At 30.1% G+C, this 24,749-nt stretch carries 28 protein-coding genes and 3 tRNA genes; 27 read left to right on the forward strand and 4 right to left on the reverse strand.

Translation table 11 applies throughout. The features are described 5' to 3' along the window. The first annotated feature begins 36 nt into the window (after positions 1 to 36). A complete protein-coding gene (locus ABXT45_RS02640) occupies positions 37 to 684 on the forward strand; it encodes a DUF3047 domain-containing protein (protein WP_415314247.1) in 648 nt (215 codons plus the stop codon). A 2-nt stretch (positions 685 to 686) separates the two neighbouring features. On the opposite strand, the gene ABXT45_RS02645 is transcribed toward ABXT45_RS02640, so the two are convergent. Continuing rightward, positions 687 to 824 carry a hypothetical protein gene (locus tag ABXT45_RS02645; RefSeq protein WP_415314248.1) on the reverse strand — a complete coding sequence of 46 codons (138 nt, stop codon included), beginning with the start codon at positions 822 to 824 and terminating at the stop codon, positions 687 to 689. Positions 825 to 882: 58 nt separating this feature from the next. On the opposite strand from ABXT45_RS02645, the gene ABXT45_RS02650 reads away from it, so the two are divergent. Further along, positions 883 to 1,305: a YbgC/FadM family acyl-CoA thioesterase gene (locus ABXT45_RS02650; RefSeq protein WP_415314249.1), complete on the forward strand. Its 423-nt coding sequence runs from the start codon at positions 883 to 885 to the stop codon at positions 1,303 to 1,305. Here the strand turns inward: ABXT45_RS02650 and ABXT45_RS02655 are convergent. Next, positions 1,295 to 1,975, reverse strand: a complete 681-nt coding sequence (locus ABXT45_RS02655; protein ID WP_415314250.1) for a uracil-DNA glycosylase — start codon at positions 1,973 to 1,975, stop codon at positions 1,295 to 1,297. The genes ABXT45_RS02650 and ABXT45_RS02655 overlap by 11 nt on opposite strands. Positions 1,976 to 1,977: 2 nt before the next feature. Here ABXT45_RS02655 and ABXT45_RS02660 point away from each other — a divergent pair, with 2 nt between their 5' ends. Then, positions 1,978 to 2,538 carry a histidine phosphatase family protein gene (locus ABXT45_RS02660; protein WP_415314251.1) on the forward strand — a complete coding sequence of 187 codons (561 nt, stop codon included), beginning with the start codon at positions 1,978 to 1,980 and terminating at the stop codon, positions 2,536 to 2,538. Positions 2,539 to 2,575: 37 nt separating this feature from the next. Beyond that, a complete protein-coding gene (locus ABXT45_RS02665) occupies positions 2,576 to 2,722 on the forward strand; it encodes a hypothetical protein (RefSeq protein ID WP_415314252.1) in 147 nt (48 codons plus the stop codon). Here the strand turns inward: ABXT45_RS02665 and ABXT45_RS02670 are convergent. Next, complete coding sequence (locus ABXT45_RS02670) at positions 2,719 to 2,895, reverse strand: hypothetical protein (RefSeq protein WP_415314253.1); 177 nt, start codon at positions 2,893 to 2,895, stop codon at positions 2,719 to 2,721. The two genes, ABXT45_RS02665 and ABXT45_RS02670, sit on opposite strands and share 4 nt — an antisense overlap. Next, positions 2,892 to 3,140, reverse strand: a complete 249-nt coding sequence (locus tag ABXT45_RS02675; RefSeq protein WP_415314254.1) for a DUF1289 domain-containing protein — start codon at positions 3,138 to 3,140, stop codon at positions 2,892 to 2,894. The genes ABXT45_RS02670 and ABXT45_RS02675 overlap by 4 nt, the downstream gene beginning before the upstream one ends. 101 nt (positions 3,141 to 3,241) lie before the next feature. On the opposite strand from ABXT45_RS02675, the gene ABXT45_RS02680 reads away from it, so the two are divergent. The 23 genes from ABXT45_RS02680 (at position 3,242) to ABXT45_RS02790 (ending at position 24,747) form a co-directional block, all read left to right on the forward strand. Then, positions 3,242 to 3,326: transfer RNA gene (locus ABXT45_RS02680), tRNA-Leu, on the forward strand. A 16-nt stretch (positions 3,327 to 3,342) separates the two neighbouring features. After that, entirely contained in the window at positions 3,343 to 4,764 is a 1,422-nt protein-coding gene (gene tig / locus ABXT45_RS02685) for a trigger factor (protein ID WP_415314255.1), read from the forward strand. Positions 4,765 to 4,795: 31 nt separating this feature from the next. Then, on the forward strand, positions 4,796 to 5,407 hold the full coding sequence (gene clpP / locus ABXT45_RS02690) for an ATP-dependent Clp endopeptidase proteolytic subunit ClpP (protein WP_415314256.1): 612 nt from the start codon (positions 4,796 to 4,798) through the stop codon (positions 5,405 to 5,407). Positions 5,408 to 5,497: 90 nt separating this feature from the next. Continuing rightward, on the forward strand, positions 5,498 to 6,766 hold the full coding sequence (clpX, locus tag ABXT45_RS02695; protein WP_415286976.1) for an ATP-dependent Clp protease ATP-binding subunit ClpX: 1,269 nt from the start codon (positions 5,498 to 5,500) through the stop codon (positions 6,764 to 6,766). A gap of 62 nt (positions 6,767 to 6,828) precedes the next feature. Next, positions 6,829 to 9,210 (forward strand): endopeptidase La, encoded by a 2,382-nt coding sequence (lon, locus tag ABXT45_RS02700; protein WP_415314257.1) that lies wholly within the window; start codon positions 6,829 to 6,831, stop codon positions 9,208 to 9,210. An 83-nt stretch (positions 9,211 to 9,293) separates the two neighbouring features. Then, positions 9,294 to 9,369: transfer RNA gene (locus ABXT45_RS02705), tRNA-Val, on the forward strand. A 14-nt stretch (positions 9,370 to 9,383) separates the two neighbouring features. Continuing rightward, positions 9,384 to 9,460 (forward strand) — tRNA-Asp (locus ABXT45_RS02710). 86 nt (positions 9,461 to 9,546) lie between these two features. Further along, positions 9,547 to 9,915 carry an NADH-quinone oxidoreductase subunit A gene (locus ABXT45_RS02715; protein WP_415278972.1) on the forward strand — a complete coding sequence of 123 codons (369 nt, stop codon included), beginning with the start codon at positions 9,547 to 9,549 and terminating at the stop codon, positions 9,913 to 9,915. A gap of 11 nt (positions 9,916 to 9,926) precedes the next feature. Next, the gene (locus tag ABXT45_RS02720; protein WP_415278973.1) at positions 9,927 to 10,448 is read left to right on the forward strand and encodes a NuoB/complex I 20 kDa subunit family protein; all 522 of its coding nucleotides are present in this window, start codon (positions 9,927 to 9,929) and stop codon (positions 10,446 to 10,448) included. Positions 10,449 to 10,453: 5 nt separating this feature from the next. Then, on the forward strand, positions 10,454 to 11,062 hold the full coding sequence (locus ABXT45_RS02725) for an NADH-quinone oxidoreductase subunit C (RefSeq protein WP_415314258.1): 609 nt from the start codon (positions 10,454 to 10,456) through the stop codon (positions 11,060 to 11,062). Continuing rightward, positions 11,046 to 12,221: an NADH-quinone oxidoreductase subunit D gene (locus tag ABXT45_RS02730; RefSeq protein ID WP_415314259.1), complete on the forward strand. Its 1,176-nt coding sequence runs from the start codon at positions 11,046 to 11,048 to the stop codon at positions 12,219 to 12,221. The genes ABXT45_RS02725 and ABXT45_RS02730 overlap by 17 nt, the downstream gene beginning before the upstream one ends. Then, entirely contained in the window at positions 12,221 to 12,829 is a 609-nt protein-coding gene (gene nuoE / locus ABXT45_RS02735) for an NADH-quinone oxidoreductase subunit NuoE (protein ID WP_415314260.1), read from the forward strand. Before ABXT45_RS02730 ends, nuoE begins: the two co-directional genes overlap by 1 nt. After that, positions 12,822 to 14,153, forward strand: a complete 1,332-nt coding sequence (gene nuoF / locus ABXT45_RS02740) for an NADH-quinone oxidoreductase subunit NuoF (protein WP_415314261.1) — start codon at positions 12,822 to 12,824, stop codon at positions 14,151 to 14,153. The genes nuoE and nuoF overlap by 8 nt, the downstream gene beginning before the upstream one ends. Then, positions 14,146 to 16,188: an NADH-quinone oxidoreductase subunit NuoG gene (gene nuoG / locus ABXT45_RS02745; RefSeq protein WP_415314262.1), complete on the forward strand. Its 2,043-nt coding sequence runs from the start codon at positions 14,146 to 14,148 to the stop codon at positions 16,186 to 16,188. Before nuoF ends, nuoG begins: the two co-directional genes overlap by 8 nt. Before the next feature lie 4 nt (positions 16,189 to 16,192). Next, positions 16,193 to 17,191 (forward strand): NADH-quinone oxidoreductase subunit NuoH, encoded by a 999-nt coding sequence (gene nuoH, locus ABXT45_RS02750; protein ID WP_415314263.1) that lies wholly within the window; start codon positions 16,193 to 16,195, stop codon positions 17,189 to 17,191. A 2-nt stretch (positions 17,192 to 17,193) separates the two neighbouring features. Further along, positions 17,194 to 17,679, forward strand: coding sequence for an NADH-quinone oxidoreductase subunit NuoI (gene nuoI, locus ABXT45_RS02755; protein ID WP_415278981.1), 486 nt, complete (start codon positions 17,194 to 17,196; stop codon positions 17,677 to 17,679). A gap of 2 nt (positions 17,680 to 17,681) precedes the next feature. After that, the gene (locus ABXT45_RS02760; protein ID WP_415314264.1) at positions 17,682 to 18,314 is read left to right on the forward strand and encodes an NADH-quinone oxidoreductase subunit J; all 633 of its coding nucleotides are present in this window, start codon (positions 17,682 to 17,684) and stop codon (positions 18,312 to 18,314) included. Next, the gene (gene nuoK / locus ABXT45_RS02765; protein ID WP_415314265.1) at positions 18,307 to 18,618 is read left to right on the forward strand and encodes an NADH-quinone oxidoreductase subunit NuoK; all 312 of its coding nucleotides are present in this window, start codon (positions 18,307 to 18,309) and stop codon (positions 18,616 to 18,618) included. The genes ABXT45_RS02760 and nuoK overlap by 8 nt, the downstream gene beginning before the upstream one ends. A gap of 1 nt (position 18,619) precedes the next feature. Next, a complete protein-coding gene (nuoL, locus tag ABXT45_RS02770; protein ID WP_415314266.1) occupies positions 18,620 to 20,533 on the forward strand; it encodes an NADH-quinone oxidoreductase subunit L in 1,914 nt (637 codons plus the stop codon). Further along, entirely contained in the window at positions 20,533 to 22,026 is a 1,494-nt protein-coding gene (locus ABXT45_RS02775; protein ID WP_415314267.1) for an NADH-quinone oxidoreductase subunit M, read from the forward strand. Before nuoL ends, ABXT45_RS02775 begins: the two co-directional genes overlap by 1 nt. Beyond that, positions 22,026 to 23,441 (forward strand): NADH-quinone oxidoreductase subunit NuoN, encoded by a 1,416-nt coding sequence (gene nuoN / locus ABXT45_RS02780; RefSeq protein WP_415314268.1) that lies wholly within the window; start codon positions 22,026 to 22,028, stop codon positions 23,439 to 23,441. Before ABXT45_RS02775 ends, nuoN begins: the two co-directional genes overlap by 1 nt. Further along, a complete protein-coding gene (locus ABXT45_RS02785; protein ID WP_415314269.1) occupies positions 23,441 to 24,004 on the forward strand; it encodes a biotin--[acetyl-CoA-carboxylase] ligase in 564 nt (187 codons plus the stop codon). The genes nuoN and ABXT45_RS02785 overlap by 1 nt, the downstream gene beginning before the upstream one ends. Further along, positions 24,001 to 24,747, forward strand: a complete 747-nt coding sequence (locus tag ABXT45_RS02790; protein ID WP_415314270.1) for a type III pantothenate kinase — start codon at positions 24,001 to 24,003, stop codon at positions 24,745 to 24,747. The genes ABXT45_RS02785 and ABXT45_RS02790 overlap by 4 nt, the downstream gene beginning before the upstream one ends. The last annotated feature ends 2 nt before the right edge of the window (positions 24,748 to 24,749 follow it).

Below are 24,749 nucleotides of genomic sequence, written 5' to 3' on the forward strand. Positions count from 1 at the left end.
TGTTTTTTGAAAAAATTTTAGCTATACAGTTTTCTTATGTTAAGAAATTTTATAATAACAATATTTTCTTCTTTTTTACTTCTAACCAATGTTAATGCTGAAAAAATTACTGTTTTTGATTTTACAGATGAGGAATTCAACACACTAAAAGTTGGAAAAAAATACAAAGGTGAAACAACATGGACCTTAGATAAGAATGAAAAAGGTAATTTTATTAAAGCAGAAGCTGAAGGTAAAGGATCTGGCTTAGGTAAAGAAATTAAAATTGATCTACTAAAAACCCCTTTTATTAATATTACTTGGAAAGTTGAAAAAGACTTATCTGGTATAATAGAAAACAGTAAAAAGGGACATGATTATGCTGCAAGAGTATTCGTTATAAAAAAAACTGGCTCTACAGCCCTTTCTAATAGAGCTATAAATTATGTGTTTTCTAGCAATAATAAAGTAGGAAAAAATTGGCCTAGTCCATACACAAAAAAATCAATTGATTATGTTTTATCAACAACTCAAGAAAACCTTGATAAATGGGTTACTGTCAAAGCTAATGTTAAGGAAGACTTTATGAAACTTCATGGAATAAATGTGGAAGATATATCTGGAGTTGCAATAATGACTGATACAGATAACTCAAAGTTAAAAGCTATATCTTATTATCAGGATATTTATTTTTCAACAAAATAAGATTATTTAAATACTTTTTTAAGACCAATACTTAAAAAGGATAAAAGCACAGCTACAATTACATCCTCAATGGGTGCAGCATTCGGTACAACAAAATTCCATAAAATAACACCAATTAACCAGATAATATAAACTTTCATTATGATGATTGTATCTTAGTTTAGTATTATATATTATTTTTTTTGTTATTATATATGAATGCATGAAAATTTTTTTCACAATGTTAAAGTTTATTATGAAGATACAGATGCTGGGGGCATCGTGTATTATGCAAATTATTTAAGATTCCTTGAAAGAGCCCGTACAGAAGCTTTAGTTACATTAGGTTTTAATAACAAAAAGATTAAAGATGACTTTGGAGCTCAAATTATAGTTAAGTCATGCAATATTGAATATAAAATTTCTGCTTATCTTGAAGATGAGCTAACAATAAGATCTTTTGTTAAATCAATTACAAAAACATCATTTTTTATGAATCAATTTATTAAAAGGGGTGAAGATTTAATAGTTGAAGCAAAAGTTCATTTAGTATTTGTTAATAAAGAAGGTAAACCTATAAAAATACCAGGCACCTTATTTCAGGATTTTAAACCTTACTTTTGTGATACTATTAAGCTTTAGAGTGCTTTTTAGCAGTTCTAAGTAGATTTATCATTTTTCTTGTATCAATTATTTTAGTGTTAACATTTCGTGGACTAGGGTGATAGCAAGCAATTAAAATTTTCCCATCAGGTAATTTATATTTAATACCGTGCTTAAATATAAATTTTTGCTTAATTAAAAAATTTTTTTTATAAAATTTAATACAGTTATCAAAAGCAATTTTACCTAAGCTTATTATAACTTTTAAGTTTTTTAAATTTTGAATCTCATTATCGAAATAATTTGAACAATTACTTAGCTCTTTATTTAATGGTTTATCTTCAGGTGGAACACATTTTAAGATATTTGTAATATATGTACTATTAAGTTTTAAGCCATCTTTACGGTGTGTAGAGGTTGGGATGTTGGATATACCAACCTTATGGAGACAGCTAAATAAAAAATCGCCAGATTTATCACCTGTAAATGCTCTTCCAGTTCTTGTCCCACCATGTGCAGCGGGTGCAAGACCGATAATCATTAATTTAGCATCAATATCACCAAAGCCAGTAACTGGTTTTCCCCAGTAAACCTCTGTTATATTTTGCTTTCTTTTAATTATTGAAATTTTCTTACTAAATTTAATTAACCTAGAGCACTTTTTGCATTTAATTATTGAATTATTTAGTTTTTTAAATTTAATGTTCATTGATGAGGTTAATTAAAATTACTATACTCTTGCTTATATCTTTCAATGTATCTTTTAAAGTTATTTCAGCAAATGATCTTCAAAATATATTAAGAGATAACGGAAAAATAATATTTATAAGGCACGCATACGCACCAGGTGGTGGTGACCCTGATGGATTTGACATAGCAAACTGTGCCTCACAACGTAATTTAAATTCTGAAGGTATTGAACAATCAAAACGTATAGGTAAGTTTTTTGAAGAAAATGATATAATAATTGATAAGGTTTTATCTAGTGAATGGTGCAGATGTAAAGAAACTGCAAAATATGCTTTTAATAATTATGAAACTAAAACTTTTTTGAATTCATTTTTTAGTCAAAAGTTTGCTCACAATAAAGATAAACAAATGAAAGAATTAAAAGGTTATATAATAAACTGGGATGGTAAAAAAAACTTAATATTAGTAACACATTATGTTGTAATCTCAGAAATTTTAAATATGTCTACTTCTTCAGGTGAGATTGTCATAACGGATAGAAATTTTAATATCCTAACAAGTATAAATACTAGTAATAATTAAAACTATATTTTTTTATAATAAAATATAGAATAGGTTTATGTCATCTAAAAAAGCAATGAAGTTAGCTCAAAAGCAAGCTTTTGCAAAACATCGAAGTAATATTACAAATAGTAAGTTTGGATCAAAAAAAATAAATTTAATTAATAAATTAAATAAGACAAAAACTAATAATAAAAAATCTTAATTTTTTCTCTCATGCTTGTCTGCATAAAATAGTGAGATTAAGAAAATAATTGTCCATACAAATATTGAAATAGTTTTTATAAATGATGTTTCTGCACCCCAAACTTTTAAAAAAAAAGCACCAATTAGGATACCAAGTACATAAATTATAGTTGCTAGTGTTGTTTTATTCATTTAATTAAATTTTTTTTGTAAAGTGAAATTCCATTTTCAACTTTATGATTATAGGACTCTTTAAAACTTTCTAATTGCCAACCACCCAGTCTCGCCTGGATATCAGTTAGATTAAATTTTTTCCATTCATCTGAGGTTTCTTCCAATTTCCACATCTTTTTTTCCTCATTATTTCTTCCACAACCATAACAGTATCCAGTTTGAGGATCTGTTTTACATATACTTATACATGGAGAAATAATCATTTTTTTTAAATTATTAGTTAATATAATTGAATATTATTATATTTCATAATTATTCTCATTGGACAAATAGAATCTATCCTATATAAAGCCACAAGAATTGTGGGCGAATGGCGGAATTGGTAGACGCGCTGGTCTTAGGAACCAGTATTGAAAGATGTGAAGGTTCGAGTCCTTTTTCGCCTACCAACAAGTTGAAAAAATTATGAAAGTTACGGTAGAAAATAAAAAAGGTCTAAATAAAGACATTAAAGTTTTCATAGATAAAAAAACTATGAACTCTTATATGGATGAAAAATATGAAGAAATTAAAAATACTGTTAACTTAAAAGGTTTTAGACCTGGAAAAGTTCCTAAAGAAATTTTAAAAAGACAATTTGGTCAAGCAATTTTTAGTGAAGTGCTTGATAAGGTTCTTAAAGATACTTCAGTTAAAGCTTTAGAAGATAATAAAATTAAACCTGCCGGACAACCTAAACTTGATCTTAAAACTTATGGTGAGGATAAAGATCTGGAATATGTAATGTCAGTAACAGAACTTCCAAAAGTAGAGCTTAAGTCTGTTGAAAATATTAAATATGATGAATATTCAGTTAAAATTGATGCAAATGAAACTGACAAAAGAATTAAAGAAATAGCCAAAAGTCAGAACAATTTTAAAGAAGTGGCAGCTGACGTTAAAGCAGTAGATGAAAATTTGGTTATTTTTGATTACAAAGCAACAATTGACAAAAAAGACTTTACTGGTGGTGAAGGAAAAAATACTCAATTAATTTTAGGTAAAGATTTATTTATTAAGGGTTTTGACAAACAACTGACTGGTGTAAAAAAAAATGATGAAAAGTCTGTTGATGTTACACTTCCTGAAAATTACCCACAAAAAGAATACGCAAATAAAAAAGCTAATTTTATCTGCAAGATTATAGAGGTTAAAAAATCAGAAGAGGTAAAAATTGATGATGACTTTGCAAAAAATTTAGGTGCAAAAGATCTTGCTGATTTAAAGGGGTTAGTTAGCAAACAAATAAATGATGAGTATAAAAATTCTTTAGATAAATTAGCTAAAACTCAAATCTTGAAAGAAATTGAAAACTTTAAAGTGGATGAAATTCCAGAAAATTTAATTGAAGAAGAAGTAAAGATTTTATCACAAGGTATGACAGAAGAAGATTCTAAAAAAAGTAGAAAGAACTTTGAAGAAATTGCTAAAAAAAGAATTAAAGTTGGATTAATCTTAAATGAATTTGGTGAACAAAATAAAATTAAAGTAACCGAACAGGAAGTTCAAGCCGAAGTTCAAAAACAACTTAGAATGATGCCTGGTCAAGAAAAGATGGTGATGGAATTTTACCAAAAAAATCCATCAGCATTAGCCAGTTTAAGAGGGACCGTGTATGAGGAAAAAATTATTGATCTAATAAAAACTAAAGCGAAAGCATCTAAAAAAGAAATTAGCAAATTAGAAGCAGAAAAAATCTTAAAAGAACATCAAAAACAAGATCATAATCACGAACATGACCATGATCATCCTGAGGAAAAAAAAGCTTCAAAGCCTGCTAAAATAGAAAAAAAGCCCAAACCTTCAGCATCTAAAAAACCTTCAGCAAAAAAAGTTAGTAAAAAGTAATCACAAGTTGTATAAGTAAAAGAATCAACTTATGACAACAAACTTATCAGATCAAATGAATACCCTAGTACCAATGGTTGTAGAGCAATCAAATAAAGGTGAGAGAGCTTATGATATTTATTCGAGACTTCTTAAAGAGAGAATTATTTTTTTAGTAGGACCAATAAATGATAACGTCGCATCTTTAGTTACAGCTCAACTTTTGTTTTTAGAGTCTGAAGATCCAAAAAAAGAAATTAATTTGTATATTAATAGTCCTGGAGGACTAGTGACAGCAGGTCTTGGTATTTATGATACTATGCAATACATCAAACCAGATGTTTCAACTCTTTGTATCGGTCAAGCTGCATCAATGGGTTCATTCTTATTAGCTGCTGGAAAAAAAGGTAAAAGATTTTCTTTACCAAATTCTAGAATCATGGTTCACCAACCTTCGGCTGGTTTTCAAGGACAAGCAACTGATATAGAGATCCATGCCAATGAAGTTATGGATTTAAAGAAAAGACTTAATGAAATTTACTCAAAACATACTGGAAAATCAGTTGATGATGTGAAGAAAGCACTAGAACGCGATAACTTTATGAAGCCAGATACTGCAAAAGAGTTCGGTTTGATTGACGCAGTAGTCGAAAATAGATCTTAATACACTACATCTTGACACCCCACTAAACTGATACTTGATTAGTATGAGTCATCTATATTAAAGTATCCTAATTGATTCGTTTATAAATTTATGACTACAAATAATAAAAATATTCTTTACTGTTCTTTTTGCGGCAAGAGCCAGCATGAAGTTAGAAAACTTATTGCAGGTCCAACTGTATTTATATGTGATGAGTGTGTTGAGCTATGTATGGATATCATCAAAGAAGAAAGCAAAGATACATTTGTTAAACATCAGGATGGATTACCACCACCAAAAGAAATTTGTGCTGTATTAGATGATTATGTTATTGGACAACCTCATGCAAAAAAAGTTTTATCAGTTGCTGTTCATAATCATTATAAAAGACTTAATTACGAGAGCAAAACAAGTAAAACAGTTGAACTTTCAAAATCAAATATTCTTTTAGTTGGTCCAACTGGTTGTGGAAAAACTTTATTAGCTCAAACATTAGCAAGAATTCTTGACGTTCCATTTACAATGGCAGATGCAACCACTTTAACTGAAGCAGGTTATGTTGGTGAAGATGTTGAGAATATAATTTTAAAATTATTACAAGCTGCTGATTACAATGTTGAAAAAGCACAACGTGGAATTGTATATATAGATGAAGTTGATAAGATTAGCAGAAAGTCAGAAAACCCTTCTATTACAAGAGATGTCTCTGGAGAGGGTGTGCAACAAGCACTATTAAAAATTATGGAAGGAACGGTAGCAAGTGTTCCACCTCAAGGAGGAAGAAAGCATCCACAACAAGAATTTTTACAAGTAGATACTACAAACATTTTGTTTATTTGTGGAGGAGCATTCGCTGGCTTAGATAAAATAATATCTCAAAGAGATAAAGGTACATCAATAGGATTTGGTGCAAATGTTAAAAAAACAGATGATAAAAAAACAGGTGAATGGATGAAAACTTTAGAACCTGAAGATTTGTTAAAGTATGGCTTAATCCCAGAATTTATTGGCAGACTTCCAATGATAGCAACCTTAGAAGATCTTGATGAAAAAACTTTAGTTAAAATATTACAAGAACCAAAAAACTCACTGATTAAACAATACCAAGAATTATTTAAACTAGATGGAGCCAAGTTAAGCTTTAAAGAAAATGCGATTAAAGAGATTGCGCAAAAAGCAATTAACAAGAAAACTGGGGCTAGGGGCCTTAGATCAATCTTAGAAAATATTTTATTAAAAACAATGTACGATCTTCCAAGTCAAGACAATGTGGAGGAAGTTATTGTAGATGCTAGTGCGGCCAAAGGCCTATCTCAACCAATCATAGTTCATTCAAAAAATAGCAGCAAAACAAAGACTGAAAAAACTTCAGCTGCTTAATCTCACGTTAATAAGTAATAAATAGCTATTGCAATATCATATTTAATCTCCATATTTAGACAATGGATGTTAAAATTGAACGACCTTTATTACCGTTAAGAGACATTGTTGTTTTTCCAAATATGGTTATTCCCTTATTTGTGGGCAGAGATAAATCTATTGCTGCCTTAAATGAAGTTATGAAAAAGGACAAAAAAATTGTTCTAGTTACGCAAAAAAATTCAGAAATAGACGATCCCAAAAAAACTGATGTTTTTATGTATGGTTGTGAAGGTAATATTTTACAATTACTAAAATTACCAGATGGTACAGTAAAAGTTTTAGTTGAAGGAAGCAAAAGAGTAAAAATCTTAGATTTTAAAGATAATGAGAAATTTATTATTTGTGAATATGCTCATCAACATGATGTAGTTACTAAAGATGAAGACTTAATTCCATTAGCAATGACTGCTGTAAGAAGACTAGAAAAACTAACTTCAATTAATAAAAAAATATCAAGTGAAACAATTAATAATATTAAAAAATTAACTAACGCATCACACATCGCTGATAATATTGCGTCTCACCTAACGGCTACTATTTCAGAGAAACAACAAATTTTTGAAACTATAGATGTTAAGAAAAGACTTAATTCTATAATTAAAATAATGGAAAATGAAACTAGCATTATAGGAGTTGAAAAAAGAATTAGAGGTAGAGTTAAAACTCAAATGGAAAAAACTCAAAGAGAATATTATTTAAATGAGCAACTTAAAGCTATTCAAAAGGAATTAGGTGAAATTGAAGATGGAAAAGATGAGACATCAAGTTTAAATAAATTAATTATTAAAGCAAAAATGCCAAAAGATGTTGAGAAGAAATGTATGGCTGAGCTTAAAAAATTAAAAAATATGAGTCCAATGTCTGCTGAGGCTACTGTTGTGAGAAATTACCTTGATTGGATGACAGATCTACCTTGGTATAAAAAAGACCAGGTTGATATTGATCTTAAAAAAGCGCTTGCAGTTCTTGATGCTGATCATTTTGGTTTAGAAAAAGTTAAAGAAAGAATTATTGAATTTTTAGCAGTCCAAAAAAGAATGGAAAAAATTAAAGGCCCAATTTTATGCTTAGTTGGTCCTCCAGGTGTTGGCAAAACATCATTAGGAAAATCTATTGCGAAAGCTACTAATAGAGAATTTGTAAGAGTTTCTGTTGGTGGTATGAGAGATGAGGCTGAAATAAGAGGTCATAGAAGAACTTACATTGGTTCTCTACCTGGTAAAATTATTCAAATGATGAAAAAAGCAGGAACAAAAAATCCACTTATTCTTCTTGATGAAATAGATAAAATTGGAAATGATTATAGAGGAGACCCATCTTCTGCTTTATTAGAAGCATTAGATCCAGAACAAAACGCTACATTTAATGATCACTATCTAGAAGTTGACTATGACTTATCTGATGTGATGTTTGTTACTACAGCTAATACTTTAAATATCCTGCCACCATTATTAGACAGAATGGAAGTAATTAGATTGGCTGGTTATACTGAAGATGAAAAAATTAATATTGCAAATAAGTATCTGCTTCCTAAACAAATTAAAGATAATGGAGTTAAAGAAAAAGAAATGACTTTATCTGAGGATATTATTAAAGAAATTATCCAAAGTTATACAAAAGAGTCTGGTGTAAGAAACTTAGAAAGAGAAATTTCAAAAGTAGCTAGAAAAGTTGTTAAGAAGGTAGTTTCTGGCGAAGAAAAAGAAGTTAAAATTAACTTAAAAAATTTACCTGATTATTTAGGAATTCAAAAATTTAAATTTGGTGAACTTGAAAGTGAAGATAAAATTGGCGTTGTCACAGGTTTAGCGTGGACAGAATATGGCGGGGAAATTCTTAAAATTGAAACTGTCATAATGCCAGGAAAAGGTAGAATGCAAATTACTGGTAAACTTGGAGATGTGATGCAGGAATCTATCAAGGCTGCAAAATCTTTCATTAGATCAAAAAGTTTAGATTATGGAATTATTCCTCCCTTGTTTGAAAAAAAAGATTTTCATATTCATGTTCCAGAAGGAGCAACACCTAAAGACGGCCCTTCAGCAGGTATTGGAATGGTCACTTCAATAGTTTCTGCAATCACAAATAACCCTGTCAGAAGAGATGTTGCAATGACTGGTGAGGTGACATTAACAGGTCAAGTATTGCCAATTGGTGGATTAAAAGAAAAACTATTAGCAGCACATAGAGCTGGAATAAAACAAGTTATAATTCCTAAAGAAAATGAAAAAGACCTTGTTGATATGCCTAAGAAAATTATTGATGATATAAAAATTACTCCAGTTGAACATGCTGATGAAGTGTTAAAAATAGCATTAACTAAAGAGTTAAAAAGAGTTGAGTGGGTTGAGGTTGAAAAAATTTCTAAATCTGACGATAAATCTCAAGCAAGTATTCAATAACTACGAATTTACATCCTTTTCTGTTTAATATCTATTTTGACTTTCATAAATAATTGTTATAACTAAACAATAATTTTGGTTTAGGGTGGTTAGCTCAGCTGGTAGAGCATCTCGTTTACACCGAGGGGGTCAAAGGTTCGAGTCCTTTACTACCCACCAAAACTAGTAAAAGTGGGGGTGTAGCTCAGTTGGTTAGAGCGATCGCCTGTCACGCGATAGGTCGAGGGTTCGAGTCCCTTCACTCCCGCCACTTTTTTAGTCTTTTTAATGTGAATATCACATATATTGTGACGTAAGAGCACTTCAACATGATATAAAAACTGCTATATAGACTTCATGCTTTCAGAATTTTTAAAAGATTATCTGCCTATTATATTATTTTTAATAATAGCCCTTGCCCTGAGTTGTGCTTTTGTAGTAATTAATTTAATTCTTTCACCAAAACATCCTGATCCAGAAAAATTATCAGCATATGAATGTGGATTTGAACCTTTCGAAGATTCAAGGATAGAATTTGATGTTAGATTTTATTTAGTGGCAATCCTTTTTATAATTTTTGATCTTGAGATAGCCTTTCTTTTTCCTTGGGCAATCTCTTTAGGAAATATAGGTCTGCTAGGTTTTTCTTCAATGATGATTTTTTTATTTATACTTACAATTGGTTTTATTTATGAATGGAGAAAAGGTGCTCTAGATTGGGAATAAAATTTTAAACTATGAATTTAGAAAATAAAAATAAAGAAATACCAGAAGAGTTTAAACAACTTTCTGAAGATTTTAGTAAAAATGGCTTTATAACAACTTCTCTTGATAATTTAATAAACTGGTCAAGAGCTGGATCCTTACATTGGATGACTTTTGGCTTAGCCTGTTGTGCAGTTGAGATGATGCAAACAGCGATGCCTAGGTATGATTTAGAAAGATTTGGTGCTGCACCAAGAGGTTCACCAAGACAATCTGATGTGATGATAGTGGCTGGAACTTTAACGAATAAGATGGCTCCAGCTTTAAGAAAAGTTTATGATCAAATGCCAGAACCAAGGTATGTGATTTCCATGGGAAGTTGTGCAAATGGTGGTGGTTATTATCACTATTCATACTCTGTAGTTCGTGGATGTGATAAAATAGTTCCAGTAGATATATATGTACCTGGTTGTCCGCCATCTGCTGAAGCATTGCTTTATGGTATTATGCAGTTACAAAAAAAAATTAGAAACAAAGGATCTTTTGAAAGATAATTTATATGCAAAATTTAATAGATCTTGAAAAAAAAATTAACTCAGAGCTTACCACTAAGATTAAAAAAACTGAGATCAGACATGACCAACTATATATCACTATTGATAATGAAGATTTAATAGATGTTACTTTACATATAAAGAATAACGAAAATACAAAATTTAGACAGTTAATTGATATTACTGTTGTAGATTATCCAGAAAACACTCAACGTTTTAAAGTTGTGTATTTGTTTTTAAGTCATGAATTTAATCAGCGAATTATATTAAGTTATTTAATAAGTGAAAATGAAGTTATATCATCTTTAACTCCCATTTATCCTGCAGCAAACTGGATGGAACGTGAAGTTTTTGATATGTACGGAGTTAAATTTAAAGATCATCCTGATTTAAGAAGAATACTTACTGATTATGATTTTGAAGGGCACCCTTTGAGAAAAGATTTTCCTTTAACTGGTCATACCGAGGTTAGGTATAGTGAGGATCAAAAAAAGGTAATTAAAGAACCAGTTAAATTAGAACAAAATTATAGAAATTTTGATTATGAAAGTCCCTGGGAGGGAACAAAATACATAAAAAAACAGACAGAACTTGATAATGACAAAAAAGACTAAAACTCTAAATCTTAATTTTGGACCTCAACACCCAGCCGCTCATGGTGTTTTAAGATTAATTTTAGAATTAGACGGTGAAGTTGTTGAAAAAGCAGATCCACATATTGGATTATTACATCGCGGTACTGAAAAATTAATAGAAAACAAAACATACATGCAAGCTGTACCTTATTTTGACAGACTTGATTACGTTGCACCTATGAACCAAGAGCATGCTTTTGCATTAGCTATAGAGAAGATTTTAAAGATTAATGTTCCCATTAGAGCACAATTTATAAGAGTTATGTTTTGTGAGATTGGAAGAATTTTAAGTCACATATTAAATGTAACAACTCAAGCATTAGACGTTGGTGCGTTAACACCTTCATTATGGGGTTTTGAAGAGCGTGAAACTTTAATGACTTTTTATGAAAGAGCCTCAGGCTCAAGATTACATGCTAATTATTTTAGAGCAGGTGGAGTTCATCAAGATTTACCAATGGGATTAGAAGAAGATATAGGTAAATTTTGTGTATCGTTTCCTAAAATAATCGATGATCTTGAAACATTATTGACTGACAATAGAATATTTAAACAACGAAATGTTGATATAGGAATTGTATCTAAGGAAGATGCATTAGACTATTCTTTTAGTGGCGTTATGATCAGAGGTTCGGGTGTTCCTTGGGATTTAAGAAAATCACAACCATATGAGTGTTATGAGCAGTTAGAATTTAAAATACCTGTTGGAAAAAATGGAGATTGTTATGACAGATATTTATGTAGGATAGATGAAATGAGAGAGAGCGTTTCCATAATCAAACAATGTCTTGCTAAAATGATAAAAGGGCCAGTTAAATCGTCAGATGGAAAGATTAGTCCACCACCAAAAAAAGATATCAAACAATCTATGGAAGCTTTAATTCATCATTTCAAACTATTTACAGAAGGTTACCGTGTTGATAAAGATGAAATTTATACAGCTGTAGAAGCTCCCAAAGGTGAGTTTGGTGTTTACTTAATATCTGATGGTTCTAGCAAACCATATAAGTGTAAAATAAGAGCCCCAGGATTTTCTCATTTGGCTGCAATGGATTACCTGATTAAAGGTCATATGCTTGCAGATGTGCCTGCTGTATTAGGCTCACTAGATATAGTTTTTGGAGAGGTAGATAGATAATGAGTTTAAGAAGACCTTCAAAAGAACAGCCTGAGAATTTTGATTTTACTCCAGCCTCATTAGAAGCTGCTAAATCAATTATTGCAAAATATCCAAAGGATAAACAGCAAAGTGCAGTAATGGCTTTACTTTATATAGCGCAGAAACAAAACAGTAACTGGATTCCTTTGTCTGCCATGAAGTACATTGGTAAGCTTTTAGATATGCCTTATATAAAAGTTTACGAAGTGGCAACATTTTATACAATGTACAATCTAGCTCCAGTTGGTAAACATTTTATACAAGTTTGCACAACTACACCATGCATGATTAGAGGTGCTTATAAACTTGTTGAAGCGTGTAAAGAAAAAATTTCTGAAAATGAAAATGAATTATCAAAAGATCAAAGCTGTTCTTGGATGGAAGTTGAGTGTTTAGGAGCTTGTGTTAATGCACCCATGTTACAGATCAATGATGATTATTATGAAGATTTAGATAAAGAAAAAACATTAAAAATTTTAGATAAGATCCTAACTGGTGAAACACCTAAGCCAGGATCTTATAGGGGTCGTTTAAACAACGAACCTGAAAATAATAGAAAAACACTTATGGATTTAAAAAATGCTTAAAGACGAAGATAGAATATTTCAGAATTTATATAATGATAAGGGTTCAGATGTTGAGTCTTCAAAAAAAAGAGGTGACTGGACAAATACTAAAGATTTAATTGATAAAGGTAGAGATTGGATAATAACTGAAGTTAAAGCCTCAGAACTTAGAGGAAGAGGAGGTGCTGGATTTCCAACTGGTTTAAAATGGTCTTTTGCACCAAAAGAACTAGGTTCAAGGCCTCATTATCTAGTTATAAATGGAGATGAATCAGAACCAGGTACCTGTAAGGATAGAGATATTTTAAGATTTGAACCTCATAAATTAATAGAAGGATGCTTGATTGCTGCATACGCTGTTCAAGCTCATGTTTGTTATATTTATATAAGAGGCGAGTACTTTATAGATGGAGAAAAACTTCAAGCAGCAATTGATGAAGCTTATGAAAAAAATTTAATAGGAAAAAATGCATCTGGAACAGGTTGGGATTTAGATATTTATATTCACTACGGAGCAGGAGCTTATATATGTGGAGAAGAAACAGCTTTACTTGAGAGCATAGAAGGTAAAAAGGGTCAACCTAGATTAAAACCACCTTTCCCCGCTTTAATTGGTTTATACGGTTGCCCAACTATAATTAACAATGTCGAAACTATAGCAGTTGTTCCAACAATATTAAGAAGAGGTGGAAAATGGTTTGCATCTTTAGGAAAAGCAAAAAATACAGGTACTAAAATTTTCTGTATTTCTGGAAACGTCAATAACCCATGTAATGTTGAAGAGGAAATGAGCATATCTCTTAAAGAACTAATCGAAGTTCATGCTGGAGGTGTAATTGGAGGATGGGAAAATTTACAAGCTGTAATACCTGGTGGTTCATCAATGCCTTTAATACCACAAAAAACCTGTGAAACTTTAACAATGGATTTTGATTCATTAATGGCAGAAAAAAGTGGATTAGGAACTGCAGGTATTGTTGTTATTAATAAAGATCAAGACATAATTAAATGCATGGCAAGAATTGCTAGATTTTATAAACATGAAAGTTGTGGTCAATGTACACCTTGTAGAGAAGGTACGGGGTGGATGTGGAGAATGCTTGAAAGAATGGCCAAAGGTGAAGCATCAAGAGATGAAGTTGATATGTTGGGAGACGTAACAAATCAAATTGCGGGACACACTATTTGTGCTTTTGGTGAGGGTTCTTCGTGGCCTGTACAAGGATTATTAAGACATTTTAAAAAAGAGATTGAGGATAGAAATAATCTTAACCCAACTATAAAAAAAGAAAAAAATATTCCCTATTTAGTAGATCAACACTTATTGGATAAAAAAAATGCTTAAATTAAAAGTAAATGAAATTGATATAGAAGTTGAAGAAGGCCTAACTGTACTTCAAGCTTGTGAAAAAGCTGGAGTTGAAATCCCAAGATTTTGTTATCATGAAAAATTATCAATAGCAGGAAATTGCAGAATGTGTTTAGTAGAATTAGAAAAATCTCCCAAACCTGTAGCCTCATGTGCCATGCCAGCATCAGAAGGAATGAATATTAAAACGAATACTGAGTTTGTTGAAAAAGCAAGAAAAGGAGTCATGGAATTTTTGTTGGCTAACCACCCGTTGGATTGTCCTGTTTGTGATCAAGGGGGTGAGTGTGATTTACAAGATCAATCTATGTTTTATGGTGTTGATAAGTCCAGGTACAAAGAAAATAAAAGAGAAGTCTCTGAAAAAAACATGGGACCTTTAATCAAAACACAAATGACCAGATGTATACATTGTACTAGATGCGTTAGATTTGCTACAGAGGTTGCTGGTGTAACAGAGATTGGAGCTATAGGTAGAGGTGAGGATATGGAAATTACAACATATCTTGAGCAATCTATGCAATCAGAATTATCAGCTAATGTTGTAGATTTATGTCCTGTTGGTGCCTTAACATCTAAACCCTATGTATTTGAGGCTAGACCCTGGGAATTAAAGAAGACAGAATCTATTGATGTAATGGACGCTATTGGTTCAAATATAAGAGTTGATACCTATGGTTGGGAAGTAAAAAGAATTTTACCAAGAATTAACGAAGATATTAACGAAGAATGGATTTCAGATAAAACAAGATATGCTTGTGATGGTTTGTTAAATCAACGTTTAGATACTCCTTATATAAAATATAATGGTAAATTTGAGAAAGCATCATGGAATGAAGTTTTTAATATAATTAAGTCCAAGTTTAAAAATGCTGACAAAGATAAAATATGTGGAATGTCTGGTGATCTAATTAATATGGAATCACTCTATATATTTAAAGAGTTTTTCAATAAAACACTTGGTTCATATAATGTAGAATCGAGAAGTGATCACACATATTTAAATTCTAAAAAAAGAGAAAATTATTTATTCAATTCAACTATTAATGGAATAGAAGAAGCAGATTTTATATTACTTATAGGAAGTAACCCCAGGTATGAAGCAACAATTTTAAATGCACGTATTAGAAAAGCATACTTACAAAATAAAACAAAAATAATTTCTTTAAATGATGTTGGTGATCTAACTTACCCATATGAGTCTTTAGACAGTGATATTGAAAATATTAAAAAAATTACAGAAGATAGTCATGAGGTATCAAGTCTAATTAAAGAGGCTAAAAAACCGTTAATTATCTTTGGTCAGTCATCTCTTAAAACTAAATCTGCGAAATATATTTTTGAATCTGTTAAATCCTTTTTAAAAAAAAATAATAAAATGTCAGATGAATGGAATTCTTTAAATACAATTTCAGAAAATGCATCTACAGTTGGCAGCTTTGATTTAGGATTATATAAAACAGTAGATGGTTCAAATGAAGTGCTAAAAGATTTAGAAAATCACATGTTTGAAATTGTTTACTTACTGGGAGTAGATAATCTTAAATTTGAAAAAAAGAATGAATTTGTAATTTATCAAGGAAGTCACGGAGATAAAGGAGCTGAGATTGCAGATATTATACTTCCAGGGGCTGCATACACAGAGCAAAATGGTTACTTTACAAACTTAGAAGGTAAAATACAAAAAGCTTATAAAGCCTCCTTTCCACCAGAGGAAGCTAAAGAAGACTGGTTGATAATTAATGAATTAGCAGAAACAATAAATCATAGAAAATTATTTAATGATAAAGATGAGTTGGACAGTAGTTTACTTAACCATATTAATTTATTTATTGAAAAAGATAAATCTATTAAATCTTCTACAGTTGAAAATGTAGAATTTAAGCAAGAGATTTTAAAAGTTGAGAATGAAGATTATTATTACTCAAATGCAATAGCAAGAGCCTCAAAGACAATGTTTGAATGCAAAACAGCTAAAGTTAATTTAAAATTAACAGGTACAGAAAGTTAATAAAATGGAATATTTAAGTATAATTTTTTCTGAGACATATAAAATCTTATTTTTATTAGTACCAGTTCTTGTTTCTGTAGCGATGATTGTTTGGCTTGATCGTCGTATTTGGGCATTTGTTCAAAAAAGACAGGGACCAAATGTTGTAGGACCTTTTGGTTTACTTCAATCTTTGGCTGATGCATTAAAATATATGTTTAAAGAAGTTATTATTCCCTCAAGCTCTAATAAAGCAATCTTTATATTAGCTCCAATTGTCACCATGACTTTGGCTTTAATCTCTTGGGCAGTTATTCCATTTAGTGCAACTCAAGTGTTGGCTGACATTAATGTTGGTATTCTCTATTTATTTGCAGTTTCATCATTGGGTGTTTATGGAATTATTATGGGTGGGTGGGCCTCAAATTCAAAATATCCTTTTTTAGGTGCTATTAGATCAGCAGCTCAAATGGTATCTTACGAAGTTTCAATCGGTGTTATTATAATTAATGTTTTGCTTTGTGTGGGTTCGTTAAACTTAAATGATATAGTGATGGCACAAGAAAACTTATGGTTCGTAATTCCATTATTTCCAATGTTTGTAATTTTTTTTATCTCTGCTTTGGCGGAAACAAATCGACCACCATTTGACTTACCTGAAGCTGAAGCTGAACTTGTCGCAGGATATCAAACTGAATATTCTGGAATGATGTATGCAATGTTTTGGTTGGGCGAGTATGCAAACATTCTTCTTATGTGTGCAATGGGATCAGTTCTATTTTTAGGTGGATGGCTTTCACCTATAGATTTATTTCCTTTTAATGTAATTCCTGGAGCTATATGGTTAATTTTAAAGATACTACTTCTTTTTATACTCTTTGCTTTAGTAAAGGCAATTGTTCCAAGATATAGATATGATCAGTTAATGAGACTAGGTTGGAAAATTTTTTTACCTTTATCGCTAGCATGGGTAGTTCTTACAGCAAGTTTTTTATTTTACTTTAACCTTTTACCGATTAATTAATTATGAAAATTTCAAGAATATTTAAAACAATTTTTATGTTAGATTTTTTAGGTGGTCTTACGATCGCCTTACGAGAATTTTTTAAACCAAAAAAAACAATTAACTATCCATTTGAAAAGGGTAAAATCAGTCCCCGTTTCAGAGGAGAGCACGCTTTAAGAAGATATCCTGATGGTGAAGAAAGATGTATTGCTTGTAAATTGTGCGAAGCAGTATGCCCTGCCCAGGCAATTACAATTGAATCCTCTGAAAGAGCAGATGGAAGTCGAAAAACTACTCGATATGATATTGATATGATGAAATGTATTTACTGTGGACTTTGTGAAGAATCTTGTCCGGTTGATGCGATTGTCCAAGGGCCTAACTTTGAATTTTCAACAGAAACAAGAGAAGAACTTTATTATAATAAGGAAAAACTTTTGGACAATGGCGATAGATGGGAAAATGTTCTAGCTGCAAATATTAAAGCTGATAACTCTCATAGATAATTATGCTAGCACACGCAATTTTTTTTTATATTTTTTCATTAATAGCAATTGTTTCTGCAATAATGGTTACGGTTTCAAAAAATACTGTTCACTCTGTTTTCTTTTTAATTTTAGATTTTATTAGTATTTCTTGCTTGTTTATAATGATAGGTGCGGAATTCCTTGGAATGATAATGTTAATTATCTATGTTGGTGCTGTAGCTGTTTTATTCTTGTTTGTTGTCATGATGTTAAATGTAGCTCAACAGAAAAACCAATGGTTTAGTGCTAGAGAGAGCTCGAAACATATTCCAGTTGGATTAATTATCAGTACTATTATATTTTTTGAATTAATTATTGTTATTGGTGGATGGAAATATAAGCCAGATCTTGTTTCATCTATGTCATTAAATATAGATAATAGCATTAGCAATACTCATGCCATTGGTTATGTTTTGTATACTGACTACATCCACATCTTTCAATTAAGTGGAATGATTTTATTAGTTGCAATGATAGGAGCTATTGTTCTTACTTTTAGGCAGAGATCTGGTGTCAAAAGACAAAGTTATTTTAGTCAAATATCCAGAGAAAGATCTGACGGCGTAGAATTGATAGATGTTCCAAGTAATAAGGGGGTTAAATCTGATGATTGATGTAGGCTTGGGTCACTACCTTACTTTGGGAGCAATAATATTTACCATCGGTATAGTTGGTATATTTTTAAACAGAAAAAATATTATAGTAATATTAATGAGTATTGAGCTCATTTTATTAGCAGTGAATATTAACTTGGTGGCTTTCTCTATATTTTTGAATGATATAACAGGGCAAATTTTTACACTCTTTATATTAACTGTAGCTGCAGCAGAAGCAGCTATAGGTCTAGCTATAATAGTCGTTTATTATCGAAACTCATCAACAATTAGAGTTGAAGAAATAAATAGTTTAAAGGGATAATATGGAACTTTCATTATTATTTCTTCCACTATTAGCATCTATTATATCTGGTTTTTTTGGTAAATTTATAGGTGATAAAAATTCGGAGATAATAACTAGTATATTTGTTTCAATTTCAGCACTCTTATCTTTAATTTTATTTTATCAAGTTATTGTTAATGGTTATGAAAATAATGTAGTTATTGCTACTTGGATTAATTCAGGAACACTTGATGTGAATTGGTCTATTAAAGTGGATGCGTTATCTTCAGTAATGCTCGTTGTTGTAACTTTAGTTTCTTCACTAGTCCATATTTATTCAATTGGTTATATGTCCCACGACCCACATAAACCAAGATTTATGGCCTATCTTTCCCTTTTTACATTTGCAATGCTAACGTTGGTTACATCCGATAATTTTCTTCAATTATTTTTTGGCTGGGAGGGCGTAGGTCTTTGTTCTTATTTTTTAATTGGCTTTTGGTATAAAAAAGATTCAGCAAATGCAGCAGCTATAAAAGCTTTTGTAGTAAATAGAGTAGGTGATTTTGGATTTGCCTTAGGAATATTTTTAATTTTTTATCTATTTGGTACCGTCAATTACTCTGAGGTATTTCAGCAAATTCCGCAAATTGTTGATAAAAAATTATTATTTTTAGAAATACACATCAAGGCCATTGATCTAATTTGTATCCTTTTATTTATTGGAGCTATGGGTAAATCAGCACAAATTTTTTTACACACATGGCTACCTGACGCTATGGAAGGTCCTACACCTGTATCTGCATTAATACATGCTGCTACAATGGTTACAGCAGGAGTTTTTTTGATTGTTAGATGCTCTCCAATTTTTGAATATTCTCCTTTAACTTTAAATATTATTACAGTAGTTGGAATGACAACTGCTTTTTTTGCTGCAACAGTAGCATTAGTTCAAACAGATATTAAAAAAATAATTGCATATTCAACATGTAGTCAATTAGGTTATATGTTTTTTGCTGCCGGTGTTGGTGCCTATAATGTAGCAATGTTTCATTTGTTTACTCATGCATTTTTTAAGGCATTGCTTTTTTTAGGATCAGGATCGGTAATTCATTCATTTAAAGATGAACAAGATATTAATCAAATGGGAGCTGTGTATAAAAAACTACCATATACTTGGATCTTAATGATTATTGGGACATTAGCTCTTACAGGTTTCCCTTTTCTTTCTGGTTTTTATTCAAAAGATGCAATTATAGAATTTGCTTATCTTAGAGGGAATACAGTAGGTTATTACGCTGCTGGAGTTGGTGTTTTAACAGCCTTACTTACCTCTATATATTCGTGGAGATTAATTTTTAAAACATTTCATGGAACGTATAACAATAAAAAATTAAAAATTGAAGAAATGCACGAGTCTCCTTTGGTTATGCTTATACCCTTGATTGTATTAGCAGTTGGTGCAATTTTTGCAGGATTTTTATTTAAAGATTTATTTATTGGTCATGAGGGAGAAAATAATTTTTGGGGAGAATCTATTAAATTTCTAATTCCATTAAGTACAGACCACCCACCTTTATGGATTATTTTGATTACCCCTATACTTGTCCTTTTATCTATTCCAATTGCTTATTATTTATTTGTAAAAAATAAAGAGTTACCTAATCAAATTGTTCAATCTAATAGACCTTTATATAATTTTTTAGTCAATAAATGGTACTTTGATGAATTATACGACATCATATTTATCCAATCTTCAAAAAAAATAGGATTATTTTTTTGGAAAACAATTGATATAAAAATTATTGATAGGTTTGGACCGGACGGTCTTTCCTTACTAATCAAAAACTTATCATTAAGAGCCAGTAAATTTCAAAGTGGGTTTATTTATCAATATGCCTTTATGATATTGATTGGTCTTTCTGCATTATTAACATTTCTAATTTTACACTAATGAATTTTCCAATTTTATCATCTTTAATTCTTTTACCAACTATTGGTGCTTTATTTTTATTATTTTCAAAAGATAAAAATTCAAATACAGGAAAATATGTTGCTTTGTTTACTTCTTTTGTTAATTTTTTAATCTCAATATATCTATGGTATTTATTCGACCCGTCAACATCAACATTTCAATTTGTTGAAAATAGAGAATGGTTAAAAGGTTTTGTTAACTATAAAGTAGGTGTAGATGGAATTTCAATTTTATTCATAATTCTAACAACACTTATTACTCCTTTGTGTATAATATCTGTTAACAACACAATTAAAGTAAGGTTAAGAGATTTTCTTATTGCCATATTGGTAATGGAGAGTTTAATGATTGGAGTTTTTTGTTCACTTGATCTAGTTGTATTTTATTTATTTTTTGAAGCGGGATTAATTCCTATGTTTTTAATTATTGGAATTTGGGGAGGTGAAAGAAGAGTTTATTCTGCCTTTAAATTTTTCTTATATACGTTACTTGGTTCTGTTTTAATGTTAGTTGCAATAATTTCAATTTACTGGATCGCTGGTACAACTGATATAGTACAACTATATGAATTAGGTATAGACACAAAATATCAAAACTTATTGTGGCTTGCTTTTTTTAGTTCTTTTGCAGTCAAAACACCTATGTGGCCAGTTCACACTTGGTTACCTGATGCACATGTTGAAGCTCCAACTGCCGGATCCGTTCTACTGGCTGCTATTCTTTTAAAAATGGCAGGTTATGGTTTTATTAGATTTTCCTTAGGTTTGTTTCCTGTGGCCTCTGAATTATTTACTCCATTGGTTTATACGCTTAGTTTAATTGCAATTATTTATGCATCTCTAGTTGCCCTAATGCAGGAAGATATGAAAAAATTAATAGCATACTCATCTGTGGCACACATGGGTTTTGTAACATTGGGAATTTTTACGATCACACAACAGGGCATAGAAGGAAGTATAATCCAAATGATTAGTCATGGACTTGTTTCGGCAGCATTATTTTTATGTGTTGGTGTGGTTTATGATCGTATGCATTCAAGATTAATTAAAACTTATGGTGGTCTTGTTTCTGTAATGCCCAAATATTCAATTCTATTTATGTTGTTTACTCTAGCTGCACTAGGACTACCAGGAACAAGTGGCTTTATAGGAGAGTTTTTAATTTTAATGGGCGCTTTTAAAGATAACTTTTTAGTAGCAGTTATTGCTAGTCTTGGAGTCATTTTTGGTGCTGCGTACATGTTATGGTTATATAGAAGAGTTGTTTTTGGAAATTTAGTAAACAAAGATCTGTTAAAAATACCTGATTTAGATTATTCAGAAAAATTTATTTTATGGAGTTTAGCTATACCAGTATTACTTTTTGGTTTTTACCCGGAACCTCTTATTAATACGATTGAAGTATCTGTAAATGACTTAATTGAAATGTATAATTTTAACTTAAATATGTATGGTCCTGAGGTGCAAAAATAATGAATGATTTAAATTTTATTTCCCCTGAAATTTTTATTTCTTTATCAATAATGTTTTTATTAATCTTGGGTGTTTTTAAGAAAAATGGCTCAACTTTAATTCACAATCTTTCAATAGGGCTTTTGCTAATTACTGTAATTTTAATATTAAATAATCCTTTTGATACAGCTGTAAATTTATTTGGAAATAGCTATGTAATTGATAACCTCTCATCTTTAATGAAAATTCTTACAATTTTAGGAGGAGCTTTTGTTTTATCAATTTCAACAAAATATTTAAAAATATCTAAAATTTTCTTAATAGAATATCCAATTTTAATCCTTTGTTCAATTTTAGGAATGATGGTTATGATTAGTTCTAATGATCTAATGGTTTTCTACATTGGACTTGAATTACAATCATTAGCTTTGTATGTTTTGGCATCGTTTAATAGAGATCAATTAAAGTCATCTGAATCAGGTCTTAAATATTTTGTATTAAGTGCACTTTCTTCCGGTTTACTGCTTTATGGTTGCTCTCTAATCTATGGGTTTTCTGGATCAACTAATTTTAATATTATTGGAAATTCAATGGATTCTACCCATTATGGCTTAACATTTGGAATAGTTTTCATCCTAGTTGGATTGGCTTTTAAGATATCTGCTGTACCATTTCATATGTGGGCACCAGATGTTTATGAAGGATCTCCTACATCTGTAACATTATTTTTTGCAATAGTTCCCAAAGTTGCTGCTTTAACTGTCTTTATTAGATTCTTGTATGTTCCATTTTTTAACATGATTGACCAATGGCAACCTATCATAATTTTTTTATCTATTGCCTCGATGATATTTGGAGCTGTTGCAGCAATTGGGCAGGGTAATTTAAAAAGATTAGTTGCGTATAGCTCTATTGGTCATATTGGTTACGCTTTAGCAGGACTTTCTGTTGGGACAAATGAAGGTATTCAATCGTCTATAGTCTATATTTCTATTTACATGGTAATGAATCTTGGTTTATTCAGCTGTTTATTTATGATGAAAAGAAATGATCAGTATTTTGAAACTATTGATGATTTATCTGGACTGTCAAAAAACCATCCAGTTTTATCTTTGTCTTTACTCGTTATACTTTTTTCATTAGCAGGTATTCCACCGTTGGCAGGTTTTTTTGCTAAATTTTATGTATTTAAGTCTGTAATTGAACAATCAATGTATTTTCTAGCAATTGTTGGTTTATTATCAACTGTGATTGCTGCCTTTTATTATCTAAGAATAATTAAAGTTATTTATTTTGATGAAGAAAAAGAAAAATATGACACAGATCATAGTATTTGGCTGAAAATATCATTAACTTTTTCAACATTGTTAATTCTTTTGTACTTTATTTTTCCTAGCAAACTGGTGGAAATTGTATCTAGAATTAACATAATTTAATGAAGTTAAAAAAGTTTAATTTTAAAATCATAAACAGTACAAACGATAGAGCATTTCAGATAATTAAAAAAACTAACAATAAATCAGGAATTGTAATCGCTGAGAAACAGAAAGGAGGAAGAGGTCAATATGGGAAAAAATGGACCTCATTCAAGGGAAATTTATTTGTTAGTATTTTTTTCCAAGTTAACATAGTTCAATTATCATTGTATAATTTGACAAAGATAAACTGTCTTTTGGTAAAAAAATTATTATCAATTTTTTATAAAGATAAAATTGTGGTTAAAAAGCCAAATGATTTATTAATAAATAATATGAAAATTTCAGGGATATTACAGGAAACATTATCTAAATCAGGCAAAACATTTGTTATAGTTGGCATAGGTATAAATTTGATTAAGAGTCCTTCTATTAAAGGTTATTTGACTACAAACCTTTTTGATTTAACTGGTGTAAAAATTACTCCTAATAATGCAGCTTTAAAACTAAAAAAAATTTATGAAACTTTTATCCCCTTATTTCCTAAATTTAATATAAAAAACATAGATAGAAATTTAAAATGATTATTGTTGGTGATATAGGTAATACAGAAACTAAAATTTGTTTGGTAAACTCTAAAAATATAATTATTAAAAGAGTTAATCTAATAACAAAAAAGATAAATTATTCTTTGCTTAGAAAATCTTTAGCTATTTTAAGTTTAAAAAATAAAGTAATTGATAAATGTTTATTTTGTAGTGTTGTTCCAAAATCATTTAATGAAATTAAGATTTTTTTTAATAAAACTTATAAAATTAAGTGTCATGAGCTTAAGAAACTTAAGTTAAATAAATTGATTAAGATTAAGGTCAATTATAAACAAATTGGTTCAGATAGATTGGCAAACGCTATTAGCGTTATTAATAACAAAGATAATTTTATAATTTTAGATTTTGGGACTGCTACAACATTTGATGTTTTGATTAAAAATACCTATCATGGTGGTGTTATTGCACCTGGTGTTAAGCTTTCACTTGATACGTTGATAGACAAAGCAACACAAATTCCAAAGATTAGTTTAAAAAAAACGAACAAAGTTGTTGGTTTAAATACTATTAGTGCAGTTAGAGCAGGTTTTTTTTGGGGTTATGAGGGTTTAATTGACAATATTGTTAATTTAATTAAGAAAGAGACCAAGATGTCCTTTAAAATAATAATTACTGGAGGATTTTCTAATTTATTCAAAAATTCAACAAAAACGAAAGTCACATTAAATAAAGATATTACAATTAACGGCCTAATCAGAGCCACCACTTTAATTAAATAAAT

The organism is Candidatus Pelagibacter sp. Uisw_106 (assembly GCF_047724975.1).
Taxonomy (GTDB): domain Bacteria; phylum Pseudomonadota; class Alphaproteobacteria; order Pelagibacterales; family Pelagibacteraceae; genus Pelagibacter.